Source organism: Catenuloplanes niger, from assembly GCF_031458255.1.
Classification (GTDB): Bacteria; Actinomycetota; Actinomycetes; order Mycobacteriales; family Micromonosporaceae; genus Catenuloplanes; species Catenuloplanes niger.
Window position 1 is genome coordinate 1,805,046 of the sequence record NZ_JAVDYC010000001.1, and the last position, 24,940, is coordinate 1,829,985.

Genomic DNA, 24,940 nt, shown 5'->3' on the forward strand with positions numbered 1-24,940 from the left:
TCTGACCACAGAGGCCTGGCGCCACATAAAGGCCTCCGCGGCCCTTGACGCCGTGCTCCCCTCAGCGGCCCGGCCGGGACACGAAGCCCGCCGCGCTCACCTCCGCGGCCCGGCCAGGAGGCGAAGATCGCCGCGCTCACCTCAGCGGCCCGCCCAGGAGACGAAGATCGCCGCGCTCGCCTCGGCGGCCCGGCTGGGACCGAGAAGGCGGCGCCTTTCACGGGCTCAGGACGGCAGGGGTTTGCACGCGGCCGACCGCGTGACCGGCAGGGAGGAGCGCCGGCGACGACCGGTGCCCGCGGGAGCATGCGGGACGTGCCCACGCCGGAAGCGGGAAATGACGCTAGTGAAGTGCCAGCGGCGCGTTGCAGGCGGCGACCAGGGCGCGGCGGCAGGCGGTGGTCAGGGGTCGCAGGGCCGCGTCGCGCTGCTGGGCCTCGAAGTTGTTGACCGCGCCGCCGGGAGCGGCCGTGGACGCGAGCGCCAGCACTCGGTCGAGGACGGACGCGCGGGCGTAGAGGCGGCGTGCCCGCGGGTCGAACCCGGCCGGCAGGTCGGTGCCGGCGTCCGGTTTGCGGAGCGCGGCCAGTGCGCCGGCCAGTTCCGGCTTCCACGCGGCGACGTCCAGCCGGGTCAGCGCGGTTGTCGCCTCGGCCAGCGCGAGTGACAGGTCGGTTTCGGCCTCGGCCGCGGTCGGCTCGGTCAGCGCGGCGCGTGGGGCGGTCGCGGGCAGCGGGTGGAAGCGCCACAGCACGGTGGAGAACGTGACGCCGGAGCCGGAGGTGTGCGTGCGGACCTCCGGGACGAGGCCGAAGCCTCGGGCGACGATGCCCTCGCCGGCCAGCAGCGCCGCGTTCGTGAACTCGCCGGGGCCGGGCAGCCCGCGCGGGTCGCCGGGGACCGGCAGCACCAGGCGGATCTCGTCCGGGTGCACCTTCGCGAACGCGGGGAGCGCGGCGCTGAGTGCGACGTCGGACCAGGTGCCGGGGGCGTCGGCGGCCAGGTGCTCCTCGTCGGGGGCGAAACTGGTGATTTCCTCGGCCAGGTCGTCGAACGGGACGAGGCCGGCACGCCAGGCGCGCACCCAGGCCGTGAACCGGGTCGACCGGCGCGCCACCAGCGTCGTGGCGCCTGCGGTGGGGGACATGCAGAGAAGGGTACGGCGTGGGTACGACGAATGTCGCGCGTCGCACTGTCGAGAACGTCACGCGACCACGGCGTGGGTGATGGTTCCGCAAACGTGAGCGGGTTACCGTCCTGACCATGTATGGGGAGGACGTACTGGCCGGGAACCGGCGCCGCCGCAGGACGATCCCGGTCGTGGAGGCCGAACTCGACCTGGTCGTGGAGGACGTGTCGTCCGGCTTCTGCGGCGCGGTGGTCGGCTTCGAGTACGGCGCGGTGGTGCTGGAGGACCGGCACGGCCGCCGCCGCAACTTCCCGCTCGACCCGGCCGCGTTCCTGCTCGACGGCGTGCCGGTCACGCTGACCCGTCCGGTCGCGAAGCAGGCCGGGCCGGGCCGCCGACTGACCGCGTCCGGTTCGATCGCGGTCGCGGACGTGCCCGCACAGGTCGCCAGGGCCAGCCGCATCTGGGTCGAGGGCATCCACGACGCCACGCTCGTCGAACGGGTCTGGGGCGACGACCTGCGCATCGAGGGTGTGGTCGTGGAGCCGCTGGACGGCATCGACGACCTCGCCGCGGCCGTGGCGGACTTCCGGCCGTCCAGCGGGCGCCGCCTCGGCGTGCTCGTCGACCACCTGGTCCCCGGCTCCAAGGAGAGCCGCATCGTCGCGTCCGTGACGTCGCCGCACGTGCTGGTGACCGGGCACCCCTACGTGGACATCTGGCAGGCCGTGAAGCCGGAGCGGGTCGGCATCCGTGCCTGGCCGGAGGTGCCGCGTGGCGTGTCGTGGAAGGAGGGTGTGTGCGCCGCGCTCGGCGTCGCCACCCCGCAGGACATGTGGCGTCGCGTCCTGACCTCGGTCAGCAGCTACCGCGACCTGGAGACACCGCTGATCAATTCGATGGAGCGCCTGATCGACTTCGTCACGATCCAGGAATAGATTTTCCCGCTTCCGGCGTGGCCGGTTTCCGCATGCTCCCGCGGGCACCGGTCGGCCGCGGGCGGCCTCCCTGCCGGTTCCGGCGTGGTCGCGCGAAAACCTAGAGCAGCGGCTCGACGGGCCGGCGGCGGGAGTGCTGGTAGACCAGCGTGGTGCGCAGTTCCGCGACGGCCCAGTGCGCGGCGAGGCGGTCGAGGACGAACGAGTCCAGTTCGCCGGTGCCGGGCACGGCCACGTGCACCAGGAAGTCCTCGGCGCCCGCGGTGTGGAAGGCCGCGATCGTCTCCGGCAGTGCCAGCGCCAGCGCGCGGAACTCGTCGACGGCCACCCGGGTCTTGGGTTGCAGGCGCACGCCGATGATGGCCTGCACCGGGCGGCCCAGCGCGGGCAGGTCGACCTCGGTATGGTGGCCGGTGATGACGCCGTCCGCGTGCAGCAGCCGCACGCGTTCCAGACAGGTGGACTCGGCCGTGCCGATGATCCGGGCCAGCTCGCGGTTCGTCTGTCGCGCGTTGCGCTGCAGCTCAGCGAGCAGGCGCCGGTTCACCGTATCGAAATTCGGCACAGCATAGGACTATACCGACGGGGTGGCCCCGCCGACCTCGATGTCGTCGACCTTCACGTTGACGGCGGACACGGTCAGGCCGTACTTCTCGACCGCCTCGATCACGGCGACCCGCACGGCCTCGGTCACGTCCGCGACGACCGAGCCGGCCTCGATCACCAGCACGACGTTGATCTCGGCGGCGGTGCCGGTGATCTTCGCGTTGACGCCGCGGGTGGCGTCGCCGACCGAGTCCAGCCCGACCCGGTCGAACACGGTGTTGAAGAAGCGCGCCACGTCGCCGCCGAGGTCGGTCACGCCCGGCACGGCCCGGGCGGCCGCGGCCGCGATCTTCTCGACGACCTCGTCGTCCACGCTGGTCGTGCCGCGCGTGGCCCCGTTGTCCGCAACGTCGGTCATGTGCATCTCCCCTGGTCTGCGAAAGTCCGGGGGCAGCCTACAAGGATCTCTCAGATCTCGTCGATCAGGTCCGCGACGGAGTTGACCACACGCGACGGACGGTAGGGGTAGCGGTCCGCCTCCACCTCGTCCGAGATGCCGGACAGCACCAGGATCGTGTGCAGTCCCGCCTCCAGTCCGCAGAGGACGTCCGTGTCCATCCGGTCGCCGATCATCGCGGTCGTCTCCGAGTGCGCCTCGATGGTGTTCAGCGCGGACCGCATCATCATCGGGTTCGGCTTGCCCACGAAGTACGGGTCGACCCCGGTGGCCTTGGAGATCATCGCGGCGACCGAGCCGGCGGCCGGCAGCGCGCCCTCGACGGACGGACCGGTCGGGTCCGGGTTCGTGCAGATGAACTTCGCGCCGTCGTTGATCAGCCGGACGGCCTTGGTGATCGCCTCGAAGCTGTACGTCCGGGTCTCGCCGAGCACCACGTAGTCCGGGTCGTAGTCGGACAGGATGTAGCCGACCGCGTGCATCGCCGTGGTCAGCCCGGCCTCACCGATCACGTACGCCGTGCCGCCCGGCCGCTGGTCGGACAGGAACTGCGCGGTGGCGAGCGCGGCCGTCCAGATCGCCGACTCCGGCACCTCGAAACCCATCCGGGACAGCCGCGCGTGCAGGTCCCGCGGCGTGTAGATCGAGTTGTTCGTCAGGATCAGGAACGGCTTGCCGGACGACCGCAGCCGGTTGATGAACTCGGGCGCGCCCGGCACCGGCTGGCCCTCGTGCACCAGCACGCCGTCCATGTCGGTCAGCCAGCTCTCCACCGGCTTGCGCTCGGCACCCATCGGCCTCTCCCTCGGGAAGATCACACCACGGAAGCTCATCGAGCCGGACGCGCCGGCGGCTTGCAGCAGTCCACCGCACAGTAGTCCCACACCGGGATGCTGCCCAACCGCCGCCCCGGAGCCGACACACAGACCGGCTCGGGCGCGGTGAACGGCGCCCGGACACCGTCGGTGGCGGGCTCGGACAGCCGCTCCAGCACCAGCTCGCGCACCATGGTCACATAGCGCGGGTCGTGACCGGGGGTGCCGGCGCGGGCGTAGCCCAGGCCCAGCTCAGCCGCGGTCTCCTTGGCCTCGTTGTCCAGGTCCCAGGCCACCTCGAGGTGGTCGGAGACGAAGCCGATCGGGCTGACCGCGACGTCCGTGACGCCCTTCTCGGCGAGCTCGGCCAGGTGGTCGTTGATGTCCGGCTCCAGCCACGGCACCTGCGGCGGGCCGGAGCGGCTCTGCCAGACCAGGTCCCACTCCGGGCCGGCGCCGGCCTTCTCCGCCACCAGGGCGGCGGTCTCGTTCAGCTGCGCCTCGTACCGCCCGCCGGTCGGGCCCGCGGTGGCCGCCATCGAGTTCGGGATGGAGTGCGCGGTGAACACGATCCGGGTCGTCGCCCGGCGTGCCGGGTCGAGCGTGGCCAGCGCGTCGCGCAGCGCGTCCGCGTGCGGCTCGACGAAGCCCGGGTGGTCCCAGAACTGGCGCAGCTTGTGGATCTCGGGCGCGCCCTCGACCGCGGCCCGGCCCTTCTCGATGTCCTCCCAGTACTGCCGGCAGGACGAGTAGCCGCCGTACGCGCTGGTCGCGAAGCCGAGCGCGTTCTTGATCCCATCCGCCTTCATCTGGGCCAGCGTGTCCGCCATCATCGGATGCCAGTTGCGGTTGCCCCAGTAGATCGGCAGGTCCAGGCCGTTCGCGGCGAAGTCGGCCGTCAGCGCGGCGATCAGCTCGCGGCACTGCTGATTGATCGGGGACACGCCGCCGAAGTGCATGTAGTGCTCGGCCACCGCGAGCAGGCGCTCGCGCGGCACCCCACGGCCCCGGACCACGTTCTCCAGGAACGGCATCACGTCATCGGGGCCCTCGGGCCCGCCGAACGACATCACCAGCAACGCGTCGTAACCCACGGCCCCCAGTCTGCCCGCTTCACCCGCGCCGTTCGGCGGCAGCCCCCAGAAACGCGACAAACACAACACCATCAGCGGGTACGACGTCAGCCGTACCCGCTGATGGCTCCCGCCTCAGGCGCCGATCGCGTGGAATCCGCCGTCGACGTGGATGATCTCGCCGGTGGTGGCCGGGAACCAGTCGGACAGCAGCGCCAGGATCGCCTTCGCAGCCGGCTCGGTGTCGTAGAGGTCCCACTTGATCGGGGCCCGCTTGGTCCACTCCTCCTCGAACTGCTCGAAGCCGGGGATGGACTTCGCGGCCATCGTGCGCAGCGGGCCGGCCGCGACCAGGTTGCTGCGGATGCCGTCCTTGCCGAGGTGCAGCGCCAGGTAGCGGTTCGCCGACTCCAGGCCCGCCTTGGCGACGCCCATCCAGTCGTAGACCGGCCAGGCCACGGTCGCGTCGAACGTGAGGCCGACGATGCCGGAGCCGGGCGCCATCAGCGGCGCGCAGGCCTTGGCCAGCGCCGGGTACGAGTACGTGGAGACCTGCACGGCCGTGGCCACGTCCTCCCACGGCGCGTCCATGAACCCGCCGCCGAGGCAGCTCTGCGGCGCGAAGCCGATCGAGTGCACCACGCCGTCCAGCCCGTCGACGTGCTCACGCACCTTGTCGGCCAGCCCGTCCAGGTGCTCCTTGCTCGACACGTCCAGCTCGATGACCGGCACCGGCTTGGGCAGGCGCTTCGCGGTGCGCTCGACCAGCGACAGCCGGCCGAAGCCGGTCAGCACGACCTCCGCGCCGGCCTCCTGCGCGAGCTTGGCCGTGGAGAACGCGATCGACTGATCGGTGAGCACGCCGGTGATCAGCAGGCGCTTGCCCGCAAGCAATCCAGACACTGTTCGTTATCCCTTTATAGAAGTGGTTCAGTGACCCATGCCCATGCCGCCGTCGACCGGGATGACCGCGCCGGTCACGTAGACCGCGCCGTCGCTCGCCAGCCACGTCACCACGGACGCGACCTCCTCCGGCGTGGCCATCCGGCCGAGCGGGATCTGCTTGCGGATCTCCGCCTTGCGCTCGTCGGAGAGCACGTCGGTCATCGCGGTGTCGATGAAGCCGGGCGCCACCACGTTCGCCGTGATGTTGCGCGACGCCAGCTCCCGCGTGATCGACCGGGCCACGCCGACCAGGCCAGCCTTGCTGGCCGCGTAGTTGACCTGGCCCGGGTTGCCGGACAGGCCGACCACGGAGGAAATGAAGATCATGCGACCCCACCGGGCGCGGACCATCTTCGGCGTGGCGCGCTTGGCCACCCGGAACGCGCCGGTCAGGTTCGTCTCGACCACGTCGGTGAACTGCTCGTCCGTCATCCGCAGCAACAGCGTGTCCGCGGTCATGCCGGCGTTCGCCACCAGCACCTCGACCGGGCCGAGCTTCTCCTCGACCTGGGTGAACGCGGCGTCGATCGAGGCCGGGTCGGTCATGTCGCACTGCACGCCGAACAGGTCGCCGTCGGGTGCGCCGGAACCCCGATGGGTGATCGCCACCCGGTCGCCCTGCTTGGCGAAGGCCTGCGCGATGGACAGCCCGATCCCGCGGTTGCCTCCGGTCACCAGCACCGTGCGCGCCACGGTCACTCCCTCTCTCGGCCTGCCGGTCGGCGGGCGGTCGGGCTGAGCCTAGGTGCTACCGATTGGTAAACGGTAACCATCGGCGCCGGTGAGCCGGGTCATACCACGGTATGAGCACCGGAGGGGCACGACACCGGGCCGTCACCCGCCGTAGCCTGCCCGTGTGCCCTCCGCATCACGCTTCCGCCGGCCCGCCCCGCTGCGCGACCTGGGCCGCCTCGTCGCCGGTGCGGACTACCCGTTCCCGCCGCCGCGGCCGGGCTCGCGGTGGGCCCGGACGCGTCCCTGGCTCGTACCGCCGGGGCTGGTGGTGATCGTCGCGCTGACCGCCGGGGGCGCGGCCTATCTGCAGACGCAGCGCGACCTCTCGGTCGAGATCGCGACGCTGCTCTCGCTGTCCGGCACGGCACCACTGCTGTTCGTCTTCTGGCGGCCGGTGATCGCGTGGCGGTTCGCGTACGCCGGCACGTTCATCGGCGCGCTCTGGGTCGAGCGGGAGAACGGGGACTGGCCGTGGAACCCGGTGCAGGTCCTCGTCCTGCTGCTGGTGTTCGGCGTCGTCTCGGCCCGGGCCACCGGCGGCACGGCGCTCTGGGTCGCGCTGCTGATGGCGATCCCCTGCTTCCGCTTCACGCCGGACAACAACGCGTTCGTCGTCTGGCTGCTGTTCCTCGTCGTGATCGTCCTCGGCGACCAGGTGCGGCGGCGCACCCGCGCCCAGCAGAGCCTGGAGGTGCAGGAGGAGATCACCGACCTGGCCCGGGCACAGCGCGCGGTGCTGGAGGAACGAGCCCGGATCGCGCGCGAGATGCACGACGTGGTCGCCCACCACATGTCGATGATCGCGGTACGCGCGGAGACCGCCCCGTACCGGCTGGCCGAGCTGCCCGGCCCGGCCCGCGACGAGTTCACCGCGATCGCCGACGCGGCCCGGGAGACGCTGGCCGACATGCGGCGGCTGCTCGGCGTGCTGCGCACCAGCCGCCCGGACGACCCGCAGCTGACGCCGCAGCCCACGCTCGCCGACCTGCCCACGCTGATCGCCACCGCGTCCCGGGCCGGCATGCCGGTCACGCTCGAGACGGACGAGATCGAGCCGGCGCCGCCGGAGCCGGTGTCGCTGGCCGCGTACCGGATCGTGCAGGAGGCGGTGGCGAACGCGGGCCGGCACGCGCCGGGCGCGGTGGTGCGGGTGACGGTCTTCCCGGAGAACGGCGCGTTGCGCGTCACCGTGGCGAACGGGCCGGCACCGGCCGGCTCCACGTCGCTGTCGCCCGCCGGATCCGGGCACGGTTTGATGGGGATGCGGGAGCGCGCGCAGGCTCTCGGCGGCACGTTCGTCGCGATGCCGTCCCGTGGCGGTTTCGAGGTGTCCGCCACCCTTCCCCTGGCCGTGGAGGTTCCTTGATCAAGCTGTTGATCGCCGACGACCAGGCGATGGTGCGCGAGGGTTTCGGCGCGCTGCTCGCCGCCCAGCCCGACCTGGTGGTCGTCGGCTCCGCCGCGAACGGCGAGCAGGCCGTCACCGAGACCCGCCGGCTCGACCCGGACGTGGTGCTGATGGACGTCCGCATGCCGGTCATGGACGGGCTGGAGGCGACCCGGCGGCTGCTCGCCGACCCCGGCGCCGACCGGCCCAAGGTGCTCATCCTGACCACGTTCGACCTGGACGACTACGTCTTCGAGGCGCTGCGCGCCGGTGCCAGCGGGTTCCTGCTCAAGGACGCGCCCGGCGCCGACCTGGTGCAGGCCGTGCGGGTGGTCGCCGCCGGCGAGGCGCTGCTGGCCCCGTCCGTCACCCGCCGGCTGATCGCCGAGTTCACCGCGCGCCCGGCACCGCGGGAACGGCCGCGCCCGACCGCGCTGAACGCGCTCACCGCCCGGGAGACCGAGGTGCTGCGGCTGATCGCGCGCGGCCGCTCGAACACCGAGATCGCCGCCGAGCTGGTGGTCGCGGAGCAGACCGTGAAGACCCACGTCGGCCGCATCCTCGGCAAACTCGGCCTGCGCGACCGGGCCCAGGCGGTCGTGCTCGCCTACGAGACCGGGTTGATCTCCCCCGGCGAGTAGTACTACCCCGGCCGTGGTGAACGGATCACGATTCGGTCACGTACCTCCGGAAAGCCAGTCGAAAGGCGGCTCTGGGGAGGGACGAGACACCCGCGGCCGGCACCGCACGGTGTCCTCTCCAGCGAGGAGAGGACCGCCATGACGGGACGCATGCTGATCACCGCCCTGGTCGCCGTGGTGCTGTGGGCACACCTGCCGATGCTGCCGGCGCACCACCCCGGCCGGGTCCGGCCCCGGATGGCCGCCACCATCGCGGGAACGCTGGCCGGCTGCGCCACCGCACCCGAGTGCGCGCTCCGCGTCGACCGGCTCTACGCGCTCAGCACCGCGTCGATGCGCGCGGCCGGGCCGCCCTACGCGACCTGGGCCGGCCGCACGTTCCTCGGCTTCGACCCGCGCGGCGACGGGCAGGCCGTCGAGGTGGTCGGCGACCTCACCACCGCCGCCCGGATCACGGTCGTCGTCCCCGGCGTCGCCACCACGCTCGGCACGTTCACCCGCGGCCTCGGCGACGTCGCCCGGCGCGCCCCCGCGGTCCAGGCCCGCGCGATCCACCGGGCCGCGCTCGCCCGCGACCCGCACGCCCGCGTCGCGGTCGTCGCCTGGCTCGGCTACGACCCACCGGACGGCGTCGGCGTCTCCGCCGCCCGCCAGGAGGTGGCCCGCTCCGGCGCCCGCGCCCTCACCGAGCTGCTGGCCGCGCTCGGCAGTGCCCGCCCCGGCGTACCCGTCACGCTGGTCGGTCACAGCTACGGCGCGATCGTGGCCGGCCTGGCCGTCCGCGCCGGCGCCCCCACGGTCACCGACCTGGTCGCGCTCGGCGCGCCCGGCATCGGCGGCGCCGAGGCCACCGACTTCCCGGGGGTACGCGTCTGGGCCGCCCGATCCGGCGCCGACTGGATCGCCCGCGTGCCCGCCGGGAGCCTGCTCGGCTTCGGTCACGGCACCCCGCCGTCCGCACCCGCGTTCGGCGCGCTCCCGCTGCCCACCGCACCGTCCACCGTGCACGACGCCTACCTGACCGCCGGTTCCCCCACGCTCCCCGCCGTGGCCGCGCTCGCGCTGCCGACCGTGGCCGCGCACTGACACGTCACGATCGGGTTGCGGTGACCGTTGTCCATGATCGGACAACGGTCACGCTCGGTGTTGATCACCGTTCGTGACGTGGATCAAAGATCGACAGGTTTGGCCGGTCCTCGTCCCGGGAATCCAACCCGTTGAGCTGGCGTTACGCGCGCCGGCCGCCGCTCGCCCCGCACACGCCGTCCATACGCGACACGACCCCCGGGTTCACCGGATGGTCAAACACGGTCGCGCGCAACGGGTGTAAGGTGGCCTCGGTTCGGTCCGGAACGACTGCGGGAGGTGATTGCTATGCGAGATAGCGATCCCCCCAGTCATAGCCGGGCCACCCGTCAGTTCCGCTGACGCCGCTCCCGGCGTCTCCATTCAGCGACTGACCCGGTGACCGCTTCCTGACACCATCCCGCCCCCACTTCCCGGGGCCGGGCCTCCGCCCGTGTGCGTGTCGCGCCGCCACGGGCGCCGGGAGCGTGTGCGCGTTGATCTCCCCCTGCCACCCCGCGGCCCCGCCGCGCCGGCAGGGCTCGTCGCCGCCGGAGACACCACCATGAGCCGTTACGTAGCCCCGCTCGGCCTGATGCTGGCCACCGCCTGGGTCGTCACCCTGTTCGTCCTCGCCAGCGCCACCCCCAGCTGACCCGATGGGGACGCCGAACGGCGTCCCCGCACCGAAGCCGCCCCACCACTCCCGGGGGATCTCGTACCGCACACCCCCGCGCTCGGCACCCGAACCAGCCGACGAACACACCACGGTCCTTGGCCTCCGCCGCGAACAGCCCACCGCGTGCAACCGGCCAGAATCTTCCGCGTCCAGGCCGGCATCCACGGGCGCATCCTGATCCACTCGGGCGGACAGGAAGAACGCTTTTCGCGGCTGCCTCGCGCACAGCGTGTAGGTCTTCCTAGGAGGCTAGTTTTGTTTCGCTGGTGCGGTGCAGGGCGCCTCCGGCAGGCCTCGCGCTTCGGGGAGAGAGCGGAGTTCGAGCCGGCTCGGGGTCACCGGCCCGGCTGTTTTTTCGTGGGTGGGGCGGGGCGTGCCTGGCTGCCCGTCTGCCGTCTTCCAGGCCGAGCCGAGCAGATCATCGCCGGGCCCGCCGGCCTTGGTCACATCGGTGAGGGCTGGGCGGTGGCCAGACCTGTCGATTCGCGTGGTGTGGTGGCGGTTGGCGTGGTGGTGGCGGACCCGGCGATGATCTGCACCCCGAGGGGTGGTCGACGGCAGGCGGGGCAGCCAGGCGGTGGCGGTCTGCGCGGGACGCGCGAAGAAACCGCACTGGGCACGACGCGTTCAAGCAGGTGGACGCGACGGCGGGGGCGGGAATGGCGGCGCGTGCATCACCCGCTCACGGGCGGACGGCCGCGGCGGCGGGAAGACCGCGCTACTGCGCTTGCCAGTACTCACATATGCCGAAATTTCGGGTATCGAGTCGACTCGATACCGAAACACTGTTGTCGTGTCCGAGCGGATGAAGGAAAGACAGTCCGGCCACCGACGCGGCAAGACTGCCTGCGTCGATACGCCTTGATGAGAGGTGGACTCATCCACGTCGTCGGCGCAGGCTGGTCAGCAGTAAGGCGCCGGCAATGGTGACGATACTGCCGGCGATCAGGGGACTGGTGGGCGCGATGTTGTCGAGGAGCAGGCCGCCGACGACAGCGCCCAGGGCGATGGCAATCTGGAATGCGGTCACGATCAGCCCGCCGACTGGCTCGAGTCGTTGCGGCTCGACGCGAGCTCCCCAGGTCTGCGCCGTGGTGGGGACTCCGCCGAATCCGAAGCCCCACAGGGCAACAGAGATGACCAGGGCGGGAATCGAGCCGGCGGTGAAGGTCAAGGCGAGCATCCCGGCTCCGAGCGCGGCCGGGAAGACCAGCGTGGCGATCCGCAGGGCACGGTCGGCCAAGATGCCGCTGAGGGCGGTGCCGATGACGTTGGCGATTCCGTAGATGAGCAACAGTACGGCGATGCCGCCGGCATCGATGGCGGGCAGACTTTCGATAGCCGGCCGAATGTAGGTGTAACCGGTGAACTGTCCGGCGGCGATCAGCAGAATCGCCAACAGTCCGGCCAGCAGGAAGCCGGAGCGCATCGTCGAGCGGAGGGCACGCAGGCCTCCTGCCGTGCGGGAGGCGATGGTGGGCAGTGTCGCGGCTTGGACGACCAGCGCGAGCGTTGCGACCGTAGCCGCGGCGAGGAAGACCGGACGCCATCCCCAGAGTTCACCGAGCCAGGTTCCGAGCGGCACCGCAGCGATGGTGGCGAGCGCGACGCCGCTGTTGACGACGGTCACGGCCCGGCCGAGGTGATCCCGAGGTACCAGGTGGGCCGTTACCGCGATCGCCAGAGCCCAGAATCCGCCCAGGGCGACACCCAACAGGGCGCGGGCGGCGAGCAACACGCCTAGATGGGGGGCCACCGCCACGAGCAGGTTCGAGACGATCGCGCCCGCCGTGAGCACGAGCATCAGATGACGCCGGTCGAACCGGGGTAGCGCGACCGGGAGGAGAAGTCCGGCGAAGCCGGCGGTGACGGCGGTCATGGTGACGGCCTGACCCGTGGCTCCCGGCGTGACGCCAAGGTCGTCGGCGATATACGGGAGCAGGCTCGCGGGCAGGAATTCGGCCATGACGAGGGCGAACACGCCGAGGCTCAGGGATACGACGCCGGCCCAGCCGTGCCGGTGTGTGGCCGGCTTCTGTGGGGGTGCGGTGGTGGTGTTCATGGCTTCCTCATCAGAGCTGGATCCGGCGGCCATCGGCGGCGGACCGCACGATCGCGTCCAGGAGCCGGTGGCGGGTGACGGCATGGGCGAAGTCCGGTGCGGTCGCGGTGCCCATCCGAAGGTCGTCGCGGATCGCGGCGTACGCGTGGGTCAGCGTGTGGATCGGTGTGCCGGCGAGGTGGGGGTAGGCGTCGTAGCCGTCGGGCAGCGTCAGCACCGCCGGCCGGGCATGACCACGCGCGCCACGCACCGTGACCGGGCTGAGGTGCGGATGGTTGGGTGCGGTGATCTCGAGGACGCCGTCCGTGCCGTCGATCAGCAGCGAGAAGCCGGGGCCGGACGCTGTTGCGCCCCGATGATGAACGGAGAGCACGGCTCCACCGGGCAGCGTGCCGGAGACGGCGATCTGGTCCTCGGCGGTCATCGGGACCGTCTGACCGGTGCGGCCCAGGGGGATGCGGGGCCGGCGGACCGCGGTGGTGGCGACCACGTCCTGCAACTCGCCGAGGACCATCGACACGAGGTCGATGGCGTGCCCGAACGCGATGGTGAGCATCGTGGCCCCGAGCGTGTGGTCGAGGGTGTAGCGCATGCGCTCGGAGACCGGGGTGCCCCACTCCGACGAGGACGCCACCACGGTCGCGGACAGCACCTCTCCGACGTATCCGCCGGAAACGAGGTCGGCCACCCAGCGGAAGGTGGGCGAGGAACGTCCCTGCAGCCCGACGAAGGTCGGCGTTGCGCCGGCGGCGCGCCGCATCTCTTCGGCCTCGGGCAGGTCGAGAGCGAACGGCCACTCGCTGAGCACAGGCACGCCCGCGTGCAGCGCGGGCAGCACGAGCTCGCGATGCCGGGGCACTTTCACGGCGACGACGACAAGGTCGACGTTCTTGTCCCGGGCGAGCTGGTCGACCGACGAGTACGCGGGCACCCCGTACCTGGCGCCGGCCGCGCCGGTCGAGGCGTCCGAGCTTGCCACCAGGGCCGTCAGTTCGAGACCGTCGACCGCGGACAGGGCCGGTAGGTGTCCTCCCGCCGCCCAGCCCCCCGAGGCGCTCAAGCCGACGATGCCGACACCGATGGTGTGTTTCATCCTTTTCCCCTCTCCATTTATGTTCCGATCGGTCCACAAAAGGGACGCGTGAACCCCGGCCCCCGGCCAGGACGGCCGGGGGCGTTACTTGATGTTCGGAGTCGCTACGACGGCCAGTTGGACAGGGCCGTGTCGACGATCTCGTCGAGGTCTTCGGTGGCCAGGCCGTTCGCGGCCTGAACCGCAAGACCGAAGCCGGTGGTCATGATGAAGCGGGCCAAGCGCCTCGGGTCGGCGCCGCCGGGAAGATCACCCTCGTCGACGGCGCGCTGGAAGCGCTCCTCAAGACGGACGCCGGCATCGTTGCGCCAGTCGACGAGCACGTCATGCGCGGCGCGCCCCTGCTCGCTCAAGGCGAGTGCGCCCTGGACGGACATGCACCCGACCGGCCTGCCGGGGGTCGTCACCGTGCGGACCGCTCCGCGCAGGAACGTCTCGGCCACCGCCCGGGCGGTCGGCTCCTTCAAGGCTCGGGTCGCGTAGGAGGCGGGCCCCTCGGCATAGCGCTGCAGAGCCTTGCGGAACAACTGCTCCTTGTTGCCGTAAGCGGCATACATGCTCGACTTGGTGATTCCCATCGCGCCGATCAGATCGGACAGGCTGGCGCCGTCGTACCCGCGCGCCCAGAACACCTGCATGGCACGCTCCAGCGCCTCGTCGAGGTCGAACTCGCGCGGGCGGCCGAACGCCGCGTTCGGGGAATCAGCCATGACGGCATCTCCTTGATCCGGATCCAGTACGGCGCCGCCCAGTTCACGGCCGCCATGTCATCTCTCGCCACAGACTATAGGACCGAGCGGTCCCGATGTGCTAGCGTTCTGGACCGATCGGCCCACAAGTGGTCGGACTCATATCGACACGAGGGATCATCACCATGGAAACCACGTCGCTCGGCGGCCTCAAGGTCTCCCGCATCGGACTGGGCGCGATGGGCATGTCGGTCTTCTACACCGGCGCCGGACGCGTCGACGAACAAGGCATCAGCACCATCCGCCGCGCGCTCGACCTCGGCGTCAGCCACCTCGACACCGCCGAGGTGTACGGGCCCTTCACCAACGAGGACCTGGTCGGCCGGGCCATCCGAGGGCGCCGTGACGAGGTGGTGCTGGCCACAAAATTCGGCCTCGTCTCCCACACCGGCCGGCCCGGCGCGGACAGCACTCCGGCCAATATCCGCCTCGCTGTCGAAGGGTCGCTCAAGCGGCTCGGCACCGACCACATCGACCTGTACTACCAGCACCGCGTCGACCCTGACACGCCCATCGAGGAGACCGTCGGGGAACTCGCCGAACTGGTGGCCGAGGGCAAGATCCGCCATATCGGCCTGTCCGAGGCGGGACCGGCAACCATCCGGCGGGCGCATGCCGTGCACCCGATCGCCGCGGTGCAGACCGAGTACTCCCTGTGGACCCGTGACCCCGAGGCCGAGATCCTGCCGGTGCTGCGTGAACTGGGCATCGGGCTGGTGCCCTACTCCCCGCTCGGGCACGGATTCCTGACCGGCACCATTCGCTCACTCGACGGCCTCGACGCCGACGACTGGCGGCGCACCAATCCGCGTTTCACCGGCGGCAACCTCGAACGCAACCTGCACATCGTCGACGAGGTCCACGCCGTCGCCGCCGAGGCGGAAGCCACCCCGGCGCAGGTCGCCCTCGCCTGGCTACTCGCCCAAGGCGACGACATCGCTCCCATCCCCGGCACCACCCGCACCGACCGACTGGAGGAGAACACCGCCGCCACTGCGATCGAGCTCACCGAGGACCAGGTCACCCGTCTGAACGTGCTGGCCCCGGCCCTCGGTGACCGTCATGACGAAGCAGGCATGGCCGCCATCGACCGCTGAGCAAGTACCCAGCCCCCTTTCACCACCACCCGAAAGTGATTCCAAAAATGGCAAGCAACGAAAAGTCTTCTCCGTCGTCCCGGCCGGGACGCCGACGCTGGACCCGAGCCGCACTCGTCGCCGTGGCCGCACCCGTGCTCATGTTCCTCGGCGCATGCACCTCCGCGCAGGAAACGGCCACGAGCGCGCCCTCGTCGGCAGCCTCGGATCCGTCCTGCCGGACGGTGGCGACCGCCCTGTTCGATCAACTGCTCGCCGGCGCCTCGCCGACCTCCTTGGCCGAGCGCTTCGACGAGAAGGTGGACTGGTCCATTCCGGGCAACACTGCGGTCGTGCCGTGGATCGGCCCCCGGGAGGGCCGCGCCGGCGTCGCCGAGTTCTACACCGAGCTCGGCCAGATGGCCAAGGTCGAACAGTTCACCATCGACACCATCATCGGGGACGGGGACCGGTGCGTCCTGCTCGGCGACCTGAAGACCACGGTGCTCTCCACCGGCCGAGACATCACCACCGACTTCGCCTATGACATCGAAGTCCGCAACGGGCTCATCACCCGCTACCACATGTTCGAGGATTCCTGGGCGGTCGCCGAGGCTCTCGAACCGACGGCGAACTAGCTCCGACGTGGGAGCCCTTGTGCACGCGCCATAAGGGCTCCCACGTACGTTCGACGGCCGACTCGCCATGGAGCGGGACGCCCGCCAGTCACACGGGACGAAACGCCTCTCCCCGGAACCCGAGGCCCGCCGGAGGCGCCCTGCACCGCACCGGCAAGGCGAAACCGGCGCGATGGAAACCGGCGCGATGGAAACCGGCGCTACGGCAGCCGAGAGGACCAGAGGAGGCTGCAGACCGCCGCTACCAGGCCGAGCAGCAGGGCGAAGCCCGCGTACCACTGGGTGACCTCGCGTGGCTCTATCCGGTAGCCGATCGAGCTGCCCATGTCCTCGTAGACCTGCTTCAGCTCGCTCACCGATGCCGCCTCGTAGAAGAAGCCCTTGGTGGCCTCCGCGAGTTGGGCGAGCGAGTAGCGGTCGACCGGTACGGGCTGGAGTTCGCCGGCGATGTCGACGATGCCGCTGTCGGTGCCGAACGCGATCGTGGAGACGGGGACGTTCGCGGCGACGGCGGCGGCGCCGGCTTCCTCGATCGAGCGGCCGGATGTCCGGTAGCCGTCGGAGAGGAGGACGATGCGGGCCGGTGGGGCGCCCTCGGCGCCGTCGGCGGGGACGGAGCGGATCGCGTCGAGGGAGGTGAAGACGGCCTCGCCGGTGGCGGTGGCCTCGGCGAGCGTGAGGCCGTCGATGGCGGCGCGGACGGCGGAGCGGTCCTTGGTCGGGGCGACCAGCACGTTCGCGGACTTGGCGAAGGAGACCAGGCCGACGTTGAACGTCTCGGGGAGTTCGCCGACGAACTGTTTGGCGGCGACCTGTGCGGCCTCGAGCCGGTTCGGTGCCACGTCGTCGGCCTGCATGGACAGGGACACGTCCATGGCGAGGATGATGGTGGCGCGTTCGAGCGGTTCCTCACGGTCGACGGACGGGCGGCCCATGCCGAGCGCCAGCGTGAGCAGCGCGAGCAGGAACGCGGTCGGGCCGATGTGTTTGCGCCAGCCGAGGCCCTTGGGGGCGAGGGTGCGCAGGAGTTCCACGTTGCTGAAGCGGACCGCGACCGTGCTCTTGCGTAGTTGCCGCCAGACGTAGGCGCCGGCGGTGGCGAGCACCGGCAGCACCAGGAGCAGCCAGAACGGTTCCAGGAAGCGAATCATCGGGTCGTCCCTCGGGTCCGGGCGTGCCGCTGGGCGGCCACGAAGCGAACCATGTCGAGCAGCCAGTCGGAATCGGTGCGCAGCCGCAGGTGGGCCGCGCCGGCGCCGCGCAGTGCGGACGCGATGGCCGCACGTTGCGCGGCGGCTCCCTCAGCGTACCGCCGGCGCAGCTTGGGGTCGGAGGTCTGGACCTCGTGCACGGCGCCGGTCTCCGGGTCGACGACGGCGAGCACGCCGACGTCCGGCAGTTCCAGCTCGCGCGGATCGACGATCTCGATGGCCAGCACGTCGTGCCGGACCGCGAGTTTCTTCACCGGCCGGGTCCAGGTGGCCGGGTCGGACATGAAGTCGGAGATGATCACCGCGACGCCGCGCCGGCGGGGTGGCCGGTTGAGCAGGTCGACGAGCTCGCCGAGGTCGGAGCGGCCGGGGGTGCTGGGCAGCGCGGCCACGTGCCGGAGCAGGCCCTGCGCCTCCTTCCGGCCGGGGCGGGCGGGCCGGCGCTGGGTGCTGCCACCGGTGCCGATGACGGCGCCGAGCCGGTTGCCGCCGCGCACGGTGAGGTGGCCGATCGCGGCGACGGCAGCGACCGCGAGGTCGCGTTTGAGCCAGCGGGCGGTGCCGAAGTCGAGGCTGGCGGAGAGGTCCAGCGCGAGCCACGTCTCCAGTTCGCGGTCGGCGACGGTGCGGCGCACGTGCGGGACCGTGGTGCGCGCGGTGACCGGCCAGTCCATCCGGCGCACGTCGTCGCCGGGCGAGTACTCCCGCGACTCGCCGGCCTCGGTGCCGGGGCCGGGGAGCAGGCCGGCGTAGTCGCCCTGCAACAGGCCGTCGAGTTTCCGGGTGACGAGCAGTTGCAGCCGGGCGAGGACCGCTTCGGAGCGAGTCGACTCGGCCGGCGCGATGCCCCGGATCATCCGATCACCGGGCCCCCGGCCAGCCGGCCGGTGTGGTCTGCGCGCCGGGGGTGGCGCCCTGCCGCGGGGTGACCGTGGGCAGCGGGACGGTCGCCATGATCCGGGCGACCACGTGGTCGGCCGGCACGTCGTCGGCGAGCGCGTCGTAGCTGAGCACCAGCCGGTGGCGGAGGATGTCCGGCGCGATGTCCTGCATGTCCTGCGGGAGCGCGTAGTCCCGGCCGCGGAGCAGCGCGAGCGCGCGGGTGGCGCGGACGATGCCGAGCGAGGCGCGCGGGCTGGCACCGTACTGGATCAGCCGGGCCACGTCCTGCATGCCGTGCGCGGCCGGGTCGCGGGTGGCGAGCACCACCCGGACCGCGTAGTCGATCAGCGCGTTGTGCACGAAGACCTGGTCGGCCTTCTGCTGCAGCTTGATCAGGTCGTGCGGCGTGAAGATCGCCATCGGCTCCGGCGCGCGTACGCCCATCCGGTAGACGATCTCGCGCTCCTCAGCGTCCGTCGGGTAGCCGACCACGATCTTCATCAGGAAGCGGTCGCGCTGCGCCTCGGGCAGCGGGTAGACGCCCTCCTGCTCGATCGGGTTCTGCGTGGCCATCACCAGGAACGGGTGCGGGACGCGGTGGCTCTCGCCGCCGATCGAGACCTGCTGCTCGGCCATCACCTCGAGCAGCGCGGACTGGACCTTGGCGGGCGCGCGGTTGATCTCGTCGGCGAGCAGGAAGTTCACGAAGACCGGGCCGAGCTCCACGTCGAACTTCTCGCTGGACTGCCGGTAGATCCGGGTGCCGACGATGTCGGCCGGGACCAGGTCGGGCGTGAACTGGACGCGGGAGAACGTGCCGCCGACCACCTTGGCCAGCGTCTCGACCGCGAGCGTCTTGGCGACGCCGGGCACCCCCTCGATCAGGCAGTGGCCGCGGGCCAGCAGCGCCACGAACATCCGCTCGACCATCCGGTCCTGGCCGACGATGACGCGTTTGACCTCGAAGAGCGCCCGCTCGACCTGGGTGGCGTCCTGCGCCGGAGTGGTGCCCTGCGGAGCCGGCGGAGCCTCCGGCTCACCGTCGGAAACGGGCACCTCGGGCGTGGTCTCTTCGGCCACCGGTCCTCCACAACGTGGGACGTGTACGAGTTGTCGTTCTCTTGATCAAAGGCTAGTCCGCGGGACACACCAAGCGTGACACGTCCCGATTCCGGCCGCTTGAGACAACCACACTTGCCTGACACCGGGCTGGGAGTACGCCGGGAGTCTCCGGGAGGACTCGCCGTGGGTGGGTGGACAGGTGCCACGGTCCCGTGTGTACCATTTCAGCCGTCGCCGGGCGGCTTCCCCCGTGGCTGCCCGGCGACCCATCAGCCGCATCGGGAAACGCGGGGTTCGTGATGATGACCGGGCCCCAGGAGCCGCCGGCGGACCAGCCCGCGGAGCCGATCTGTTCCGCGAAGGGCTGCAAACGCCCGGCGTCGTGGCGGCTGCTGTGGAACAATCCCGCGCTGCACACCCCGGACCGTCGCAAGACGTGGCTGGCCTGCGACGATCATCGTGAGCACCTCTCCGGGTTCCTCGACGCCCGCCGGTTCCTCCGCGCGGTCGAGCCGTTCTGAACGCGGCGTTCCCGGCGTACGGCGACTACCGTGGATGCCGTGACTGAGACGCCCGCACCCATGGACAGCGGCGAAGTGCGCATCAACGCGCTGGAGCCGTGGCCGGACACGGTCGACTGGCGCCCGGTGTCGCACGACCTGATCTGGGTCGAGCTGGTGCGCCTCGCGATCTTGCTGGTGATCATGCTGGGCGCGATGGTCGCCGGCTGGGTGCTGGTGGACCACTGGATCTTCGGCGTGGGGCTCGGCCTGGTGCTCCTCTTCGGCGTGTGGCGGGCGATCGTGATCGGCCGGGCCGTGCGCGCCTGGGGTTACGCCGAGCGCGAGCGCGACCTGCTGGTCCGGCACGGGCTGCTGGTGCGCCGGCTGTCCATCGTGCCGTACGCGCGGATGCAGTTCGTGGACGTCACCGCCGGCCCGCTGGAGCGCTCGTTCGACCTGGCCACGGTGCAGTTGCACACGGCCGCGGCGGCCAGCGACGCGAAGGTGCCGGGGCTGCGGCCGGCCGAGGCGTCCCGGTTGCGCGACCGGCTGACCGCGCTGGGCGCGGACCGCGCCGAGGGTCTGTGACGATGACCGAGACGGACCGCACACCGCTTCCGGACCGGCCCGCGGACGAACCACCGACCGACGAACCACCGACCGACGAACCACCGACCGACGCATCCCCCACCGCCGGCCGGCCCACGGACGAGGCGGCGGTCCCGCCGCGCAGGCGCCTGCACCCGCTGAGCCCGTTGCTGAACGGTGCCCGCACGTTCGTGGTGATCGTCGGCGCGATCTCGCTGTCCCAGGCCTCCGAGTTCGGCTGGCAGCGCTTCGGCGTCATGCTGGCGGTGATCTCGGTCGGCGCCGTGGTCTTCTCGCTGGTCAACTGGGCGAACACCGGTTATCACGTGGTCGGCCGCGAGCTGCGCATCCACGAGGGCCTGTTCTGGCGGCGCACCCGGGCGATCCCGCTGGAGCGGCTGCAGACGGTGGAGGTGCGGCGTCCGTTGCTGGCGCAGCTGACCGGCCTGGCCGAACTGCGGCTGGAGGTGGTCGGCGGCGGGAAGACCGAGGCACCGCTGGCGTTCCTCACGGTCGCGGACGCGGAAGCACTCCGCGAGCGCCTGGTGCACCTGTCCGGCCGAGTTCACGATCAACACCTCTTCGCCGGTACGGATACCCGCGTGACTCCCGGGGCGGAGCACCCGGGAACGCCGTCGGCGGTGGCGGCGCCCACCGCGTACCCCCGGGCGGATCGTGATCTTCCGCTGCACGCGGTGCGCAACGCCGATCTCGTGCTGAGTCAGGTGCTCACGCCGCAGACGTTCTTCCTGCCGCTCGGCGTGGCGTCGGTGCTGGTCCAGTTCAGCTTCGCCGGCAACTTCAACCTCGTGGCGATCTTCTCCACGCTGGCGGCGGTCGGCGGCGTCATGCTGGCCCCGGCGCGCCGGGTGCTCAACGACTGGGGCTTTCGGCTGTGGGACACCCCGCTCAACGGTGAGGGCCGCGGCCTGCGGATGGCGTACGGGCTGCTGGAGACGCGCAACCAGACCGTGCCGCTGCACCGGCTGCAGGCCGTGACCGTCACCTGGCCGCTGTTCTGGCGGGCCAAGTCGTGGCTGCGCGTGCGCTTCTCGGTGGCCGGCGTCGCGGGCCCGGGCGACGGCAACGAGCAGCAGTCCGACCGGCTGCTCCCGGTCGGCGACCCGGAGACCGGCCGGCGGCTCGTCGCACTCGCCATGCCCGGCCTCGACCTGGCCACGGTCCGGGTGCAGCCGCCGCCCGCGCGGGTCCGCTGGCTGCACCCGTTCGCCTGGTCGCGGATGGGCGTGGGCCTGAACGCGCGGGTCCTCACGGTGACCAGGGGCGTGGTCACCCGCGAGCTGGTGGCCGTGCCGTACACGCGGATCCAGAGCGTGCGGGTGGTGCAGGGGCCGTTGCAGCGGCGCCTGCGGCTGGCCACCGTGCACGTCGACACCGCGGGCGGCGCCGGCGCGGAGGCGCCGGACCGGGACATCCACGAGGCGTGGGCGCTGGCCGCCGCGCTGACCGCCCGCGCGCACGCGGCCCAGGCTGCGGCGACGGGATCCTGACGGATCCTGCACGGCGCGCCGGTGTGTGTTGCGCATAGGCTGTGGCCATGGAAGAGCAGCCGGTCTTCGCCCCCGGCCTGACCGCCCGCGTCGAGCTGACGGTCAGCGACTCCGACACCGCCCAGGCGCTCGGCTCCGGCGACGTGCCGGTGCTGGCCACGCCGCGGGTGCTGGCGCTGGCCGAGACCGCCACGGTGGCCGCGACCGCCCGGCAGCTGCCGAGCGGCACGACCACGGTCGGCGTCCGGGTGGAGCTGACGCACCTGGCGCCCACGCCGATCGGCCGGGTCGTCGCCGCGCAGGCCACGCTGGCCTCGGCCGACGGTCGCCGGCTGGTGTTCGACGTGCACGTCACCGAGGTCGCCGACGTGCCGTACGAGGAGCGTCGGGTGATCGCGGAGGGCCGCGTCGAGCGGATGCTGGTCGACCGGCAACGTTTCCTGTCCAGAGCGTTCGACTGAAGGGTCATCCGTGAGGTTCGTCGAGGTCGCCGATCGTGTCTACGTGCTCCGCTACCCCATGCTGGACGTCAACTCGACGCTGATCGTCGGGGACGGCGAGGCGCTGCTCGTCGACACGCTCGCCACCGGCCGGCAGGCCGCCGACCTGGGCGAGGCCGCGCGGGCGATCACCAGTTTCCCGTGGGCGGTGGTGAACACGCACCACCACTTCGACCACGCCTTCGGCAACGCCGCGCTGGCCGACGCGATGCGCCCGGTGTGGGCGCACGAGGAGGCGAACCGGTTGCTGCTGGCGACCGCGGAGGAGCAGCGTGCCGCCTGGATCGCGCGCTGGTCGGAGAGCGACCCGGTGCACGCGGCGGACCTGGCCCGGGTGGAGGTGCGCGGTGCGACCGACACGTTCGCCCAGGAGATCCCGCTCGACCTCGGTGGCCGGCTGGTGCACCTCAAGCACCTCGGCCACGGCCACACCGCCGGCGACATCGTGGTGCACGTGCCGGACGCGGGCGTGGTGATCGCGGGCGACCTGGTCGAGGAGTCGGCGCCGCCGTCCTACGGCGACGACTCGTACCCGCTGCAGTGGCCGGAGACGGTCGCCGCGCTGCTCCGCCTGGACCCGCTGATCACGATCGTGCCCGGCCACGGCGCCCCGGTCACGCCGGACTTCGTCAAGGCGCAGCACGAGGAGCTGGCCACGGTCGAGTGGACGCTCCGCGAGGCGTACGGCGACGGCGCCCCGGTCGAGGACGCCGCCCGCGCGGTCCTGGCGAAGACCACGCTCGGCCTCACCGAGGAGTCCGCGCTCGCCGCGGCCCGCCGCGCCTACGCGTCCCTCTCCTGACGCCGGCCCGGTGACCGGGGTGGCCGGCCCGATCGTTCCGACGACCGGCCGGCCAACCCCGATCCCGGCTATTCGGGCAGCGTGATGCAGGCGAGGCGGGTGCCGGCGGTGCCGGCCTTGCCCGGGGCGGTCTTGGTGTGCTCGGCGTGGATGACCAGTGAGCGCGGCGGCTTCACCTGGTCGAAGCGCCAGGCGACCGTGGTGGTGACGGACGCGGTGCCGGCCACGTCCGTGGTGAAGTCGAGCCAGACCTCGTTGCTGGGGTTGGCGAACGACGGGTCCACGGACGGTGGGGAGGCGGCGGCCTTCGGGTCCTGGTGGTGCTGGTAGTGCGGGCCGGCGTCGTCACCCTTCGCGCCGCAGACGTTGGTGTGCAGGTGCGCGCCGTACGCGCGGGACGGCAGCAGACCCTCGACGTCCAGCTGGACCATCGTGTCGACCACCGCCGGTGAGACCGTGACCAGCGCGCTCGCGCCGATCGGCACGAGCGCGGGATCGTACGTGACGGCGGTCTGGTCCGCCGCCCAGGCCGCGAACGTCCCGCCCTCGGCGTAGGCGCGCAGCACCGACGCGGTGGACGGCGCCGAGGGCAGCGCGGTGTCCCGGTCCTCCGACCCGCAGCCGGTGGCCGCCGTGAGCAGTCCCGCCAGTCCGAGCCCGGCCATCAGTGCTCGTCGCATCCGCCCACTCCTCACCCCTGAATCCGACAAATCATGATATTTCAGTGCCCATTGTTCCAGGGTTCCACTCGCCGATGGTGCGGATGGCCTGGGAGGATCGGGAGAAAATTGATCCGGGGAGGCACCGAATGACCTACGCGGTCGTGCTGGGCGAGGCGCTCATCGACCTGTTGGAGACCGAGCACGAGGGTCTGCCCGTCTACCGTCAGGTGATCGGCGGCGCGCCGCTCAACGTGGCGACCGGCATCGCCCGGCTGGCCGGCCCCGGCCGGGCGGAGTTCGGCGGCGCGCTCGGCGACGACGTGCTCGCCGGCCGGATCGAGGCGTTCCTCACCGAGGCCGGCGTCGGCACCCGCGCGGTGGCCCGGGTCACCGCGCCGACCGCGCTCGCGGTGGCCACGTTCGACGGCGCCGACCCGGACTTCCGGTTCTACGGCGAGCCACCGTCGTACGCGCTCTACCGCCCCGCCGACCTGCCGGCCGAACTGACCGCGCGCGCGGCCGTGCTCTACTGCGGCTCGATCAGCCTGCTCCGCGAACCGTTCGCGGACGCGGCCCGCGCGGCCTGGGCCACCGACGGCCCGCTGCGGATCTTCGACCCGAACGTGCGGCCGCGGCTGCTGCCGGACGACGCGGCCTGGGACCGTCAGCGCGCGCTGGTCACCGAGTTCACCGCGCGCGCCGACCTGGTCAAACTCAGCTCGGTGGACGCGGAGGGCCTCTACGGCGCCGCGCCCGCCGAGGCCGCGCGCCGGCTGCACGCGCTGGGCGCACCGGTCGTGGTGGTGACCGCGGGTGCCCGCGGCGCGCTGGTCTCCACCGGGGACCAGGAGTCGTTCGTGCCCGCACCGGCCGTCGACGCGGTGGACGCGACCGGCGCCGGCGACTCCGTGATGGCCGCGCTCGCGTACCGGCTGATCGAGGGCGGCCGGCCCGCCGGCCACGCCGCCTGGCGGGACCACGTCGAGTTCGCGCTCTCGGTCGCCGCGCTGGTCTGCGAACGGGTCGGTGGCGCCGTCGCGATGCCCACGCCGGAGGACCTGCGCCGCCGCTGGGCCCCCACCACGAAGATCAATTAGCGCCGGGTGGGTACGCCGGGGGGCGTGCCGACGCGGTAACGTCGGGAGGACAATCCTCGGCGCGGCAGATCACCCCCTCCTGCCCGCCGTCGCC

At 71.9% G+C, this 24,940-nt stretch carries 26 protein-coding genes; 12 read left to right on the plus strand and 14 right to left on the minus strand.

Annotated elements, in window-relative coordinates; all coding sequences use genetic code 11:
- Positions 1-343: 343 nt before the first annotated feature.
- Positions 344-1,147, minus strand: coding sequence for an Rv1486c family protein (locus J2S44_RS07815; RefSeq protein ID WP_310410267.1), 804 nt, complete (start codon positions 1,145-1,147; stop codon positions 344-346).
- 116 nt (positions 1,148-1,263) lie between these two features.
- Between J2S44_RS07815 and J2S44_RS07820 the strand changes: the two genes are divergently transcribed.
- Complete coding sequence (locus J2S44_RS07820) at positions 1,264-2,067, plus strand: DUF3097 domain-containing protein (protein ID WP_310410268.1); 804 nt, start codon at positions 1,264-1,266, stop codon at positions 2,065-2,067.
- Positions 2,068-2,167: 100 nt separating this feature from the next.
- Here J2S44_RS07820 and J2S44_RS07825 read toward each other — a convergent pair whose 3' ends face one another.
- The 6 genes from J2S44_RS07825 to fabG all read right to left on the minus strand — a co-directional run bounded on the left by J2S44_RS07825 (position 2,168) and on the right by fabG (position 6,596).
- Positions 2,168-2,632: an Lrp/AsnC family transcriptional regulator gene (locus tag J2S44_RS07825; RefSeq protein WP_310410270.1), complete on the minus strand. Its 465-nt coding sequence runs from the start codon at positions 2,630-2,632 to the stop codon at positions 2,168-2,170.
- A 9-nt stretch (positions 2,633-2,641) separates the two neighbouring features.
- Complete coding sequence (locus J2S44_RS07830; RefSeq protein ID WP_310410272.1) at positions 2,642-3,031, minus strand: Asp23/Gls24 family envelope stress response protein; 390 nt, start codon at positions 3,029-3,031, stop codon at positions 2,642-2,644.
- 50 nt (positions 3,032-3,081) lie between these two features.
- A complete protein-coding gene (locus tag J2S44_RS07835) occupies positions 3,082-3,864 on the minus strand; it encodes an HAD-IIA family hydrolase (RefSeq protein WP_310410273.1) in 783 nt (260 codons plus the stop codon).
- 35 nt (positions 3,865-3,899) lie between these two features.
- Positions 3,900-4,979, minus strand: a complete 1,080-nt coding sequence (locus J2S44_RS07840; protein WP_310410275.1) for a ferrochelatase — start codon at positions 4,977-4,979, stop codon at positions 3,900-3,902.
- A 114-nt stretch (positions 4,980-5,093) separates the two neighbouring features.
- Positions 5,094-5,861, minus strand: a complete 768-nt coding sequence (fabI, locus tag J2S44_RS07845; RefSeq protein ID WP_310410277.1) for an enoyl-ACP reductase FabI — start codon at positions 5,859-5,861, stop codon at positions 5,094-5,096.
- Between the two features lie 27 nt (positions 5,862-5,888).
- Complete coding sequence (fabG, locus tag J2S44_RS07850) at positions 5,889-6,596, minus strand: 3-oxoacyl-[acyl-carrier-protein] reductase (RefSeq protein ID WP_310410279.1); 708 nt, start codon at positions 6,594-6,596, stop codon at positions 5,889-5,891.
- Between the two features lie 163 nt (positions 6,597-6,759).
- Between fabG and J2S44_RS07855 the strand changes: the two genes are divergently transcribed.
- The 3 genes from J2S44_RS07855 to J2S44_RS07865 all read left to right on the plus strand — a co-directional run bounded on the left by J2S44_RS07855 (position 6,760) and on the right by J2S44_RS07865 (position 9,752).
- Positions 6,760-8,004: a sensor histidine kinase gene (locus J2S44_RS07855; RefSeq protein ID WP_310410281.1), complete on the plus strand. Its 1,245-nt coding sequence runs from the start codon at positions 6,760-6,762 to the stop codon at positions 8,002-8,004.
- On the plus strand, positions 8,001-8,666 hold the full coding sequence (locus J2S44_RS07860) for a response regulator (RefSeq protein ID WP_310410283.1): 666 nt from the start codon (positions 8,001-8,003) through the stop codon (positions 8,664-8,666). Before J2S44_RS07855 ends, J2S44_RS07860 begins: the two co-directional genes overlap by 4 nt.
- A gap of 138 nt (positions 8,667-8,804) precedes the next feature.
- Positions 8,805-9,752 (plus strand): alpha/beta hydrolase, encoded by a 948-nt coding sequence (locus tag J2S44_RS07865; protein ID WP_310410285.1) that lies wholly within the window; start codon positions 8,805-8,807, stop codon positions 9,750-9,752.
- A gap of 1,535 nt (positions 9,753-11,287) precedes the next feature.
- Here J2S44_RS07865 and J2S44_RS07870 read toward each other — a convergent pair.
- From J2S44_RS07870 to J2S44_RS07880, 3 genes are all read right to left on the minus strand, one after another.
- The gene (locus J2S44_RS07870) at positions 11,288-12,472 is read right to left on the minus strand and encodes an MFS transporter (RefSeq protein WP_310410287.1); all 1,185 of its coding nucleotides are present in this window, start codon (positions 12,470-12,472) and stop codon (positions 11,288-11,290) included.
- A gap of 10 nt (positions 12,473-12,482) precedes the next feature.
- Complete coding sequence (locus J2S44_RS07875) at positions 12,483-13,565, minus strand: Gfo/Idh/MocA family protein (protein WP_310410289.1); 1,083 nt, start codon at positions 13,563-13,565, stop codon at positions 12,483-12,485.
- A 104-nt stretch (positions 13,566-13,669) separates the two neighbouring features.
- A complete protein-coding gene (locus J2S44_RS07880) occupies positions 13,670-14,275 on the minus strand; it encodes a TetR/AcrR family transcriptional regulator (RefSeq protein ID WP_310410291.1) in 606 nt (201 codons plus the stop codon).
- 164 nt (positions 14,276-14,439) lie between these two features.
- Here J2S44_RS07880 and J2S44_RS07885 point away from each other — a divergent pair, with 164 nt between their 5' ends.
- Both J2S44_RS07885 and J2S44_RS07890 read left to right on the plus strand, forming a co-directional pair.
- A complete protein-coding gene (locus J2S44_RS07885) occupies positions 14,440-15,411 on the plus strand; it encodes an aldo/keto reductase (protein WP_310410293.1) in 972 nt (323 codons plus the stop codon).
- A 122-nt stretch (positions 15,412-15,533) separates the two neighbouring features.
- Complete coding sequence (locus tag J2S44_RS07890) at positions 15,534-16,028, plus strand: nuclear transport factor 2 family protein (protein WP_310410295.1); 495 nt, start codon at positions 15,534-15,536, stop codon at positions 16,026-16,028.
- A 200-nt stretch (positions 16,029-16,228) separates the two neighbouring features.
- Here J2S44_RS07890 and J2S44_RS07895 read toward each other — a convergent pair whose 3' ends face one another.
- Genes J2S44_RS07895 through J2S44_RS07905 form a run of 3 tightly spaced genes read right to left on the minus strand, consistent with a single transcriptional unit; the run spans position 16,229 to position 19,201 of the window.
- Positions 16,229-17,179, minus strand: a complete 951-nt coding sequence (locus J2S44_RS07895; RefSeq protein ID WP_307238308.1) for a VWA domain-containing protein — start codon at positions 17,177-17,179, stop codon at positions 16,229-16,231.
- The gene (locus J2S44_RS07900) at positions 17,176-18,096 is read right to left on the minus strand and encodes a DUF58 domain-containing protein (protein ID WP_310410297.1); all 921 of its coding nucleotides are present in this window, start codon (positions 18,094-18,096) and stop codon (positions 17,176-17,178) included. Before J2S44_RS07900 ends, J2S44_RS07895 begins: the two co-directional genes overlap by 4 nt.
- Before the next feature lie 4 nt (positions 18,097-18,100).
- A complete protein-coding gene (locus tag J2S44_RS07905; protein WP_310410299.1) occupies positions 18,101-19,201 on the minus strand; it encodes an AAA family ATPase in 1,101 nt (366 codons plus the stop codon).
- A gap of 284 nt (positions 19,202-19,485) precedes the next feature.
- On the opposite strand from J2S44_RS07905, the gene J2S44_RS07910 reads away from it, so the two are divergent.
- The 5 genes from J2S44_RS07910 to J2S44_RS07930 are packed head-to-tail and all read left to right on the plus strand — an operon-like array spanning position 19,486 to position 23,087.
- A complete protein-coding gene (locus J2S44_RS07910) occupies positions 19,486-19,704 on the plus strand; it encodes a hypothetical protein (protein ID WP_310410301.1) in 219 nt (72 codons plus the stop codon).
- 60 nt (positions 19,705-19,764) lie between these two features.
- Positions 19,765-20,274 carry a PH domain-containing protein gene (locus J2S44_RS07915; RefSeq protein WP_310429509.1) on the plus strand — a complete coding sequence of 170 codons (510 nt, stop codon included), beginning with the start codon at positions 19,765-19,767 and terminating at the stop codon, positions 20,272-20,274.
- 2 nt (positions 20,275-20,276) lie between these two features.
- Positions 20,277-21,785: a PH domain-containing protein gene (locus tag J2S44_RS07920; protein WP_310410303.1), complete on the plus strand. Its 1,509-nt coding sequence runs from the start codon at positions 20,277-20,279 to the stop codon at positions 21,783-21,785.
- A 47-nt stretch (positions 21,786-21,832) separates the two neighbouring features.
- The gene (locus J2S44_RS07925; RefSeq protein WP_310410305.1) at positions 21,833-22,246 is read left to right on the plus strand and encodes a thioesterase family protein; all 414 of its coding nucleotides are present in this window, start codon (positions 21,833-21,835) and stop codon (positions 22,244-22,246) included.
- A gap of 58 nt (positions 22,247-22,304) precedes the next feature.
- Positions 22,305-23,087 carry an MBL fold metallo-hydrolase gene (locus J2S44_RS07930; RefSeq protein ID WP_374727962.1) on the plus strand — a complete coding sequence of 261 codons (783 nt, stop codon included), beginning with the start codon at positions 22,305-22,307 and terminating at the stop codon, positions 23,085-23,087.
- 68 nt (positions 23,088-23,155) lie between these two features.
- On the opposite strand, the gene J2S44_RS07935 is transcribed toward J2S44_RS07930, so the two are convergent.
- A complete protein-coding gene (locus tag J2S44_RS07935) occupies positions 23,156-23,767 on the minus strand; it encodes a superoxide dismutase family protein (RefSeq protein WP_310410308.1) in 612 nt (203 codons plus the stop codon).
- A gap of 128 nt (positions 23,768-23,895) precedes the next feature.
- On the opposite strand from J2S44_RS07935, the gene J2S44_RS07940 reads away from it, so the two are divergent.
- Positions 23,896-24,846, plus strand: a complete 951-nt coding sequence (locus J2S44_RS07940; protein ID WP_310410310.1) for a carbohydrate kinase family protein — start codon at positions 23,896-23,898, stop codon at positions 24,844-24,846.
- The last annotated feature ends 94 nt before the right edge of the window (positions 24,847-24,940 follow it).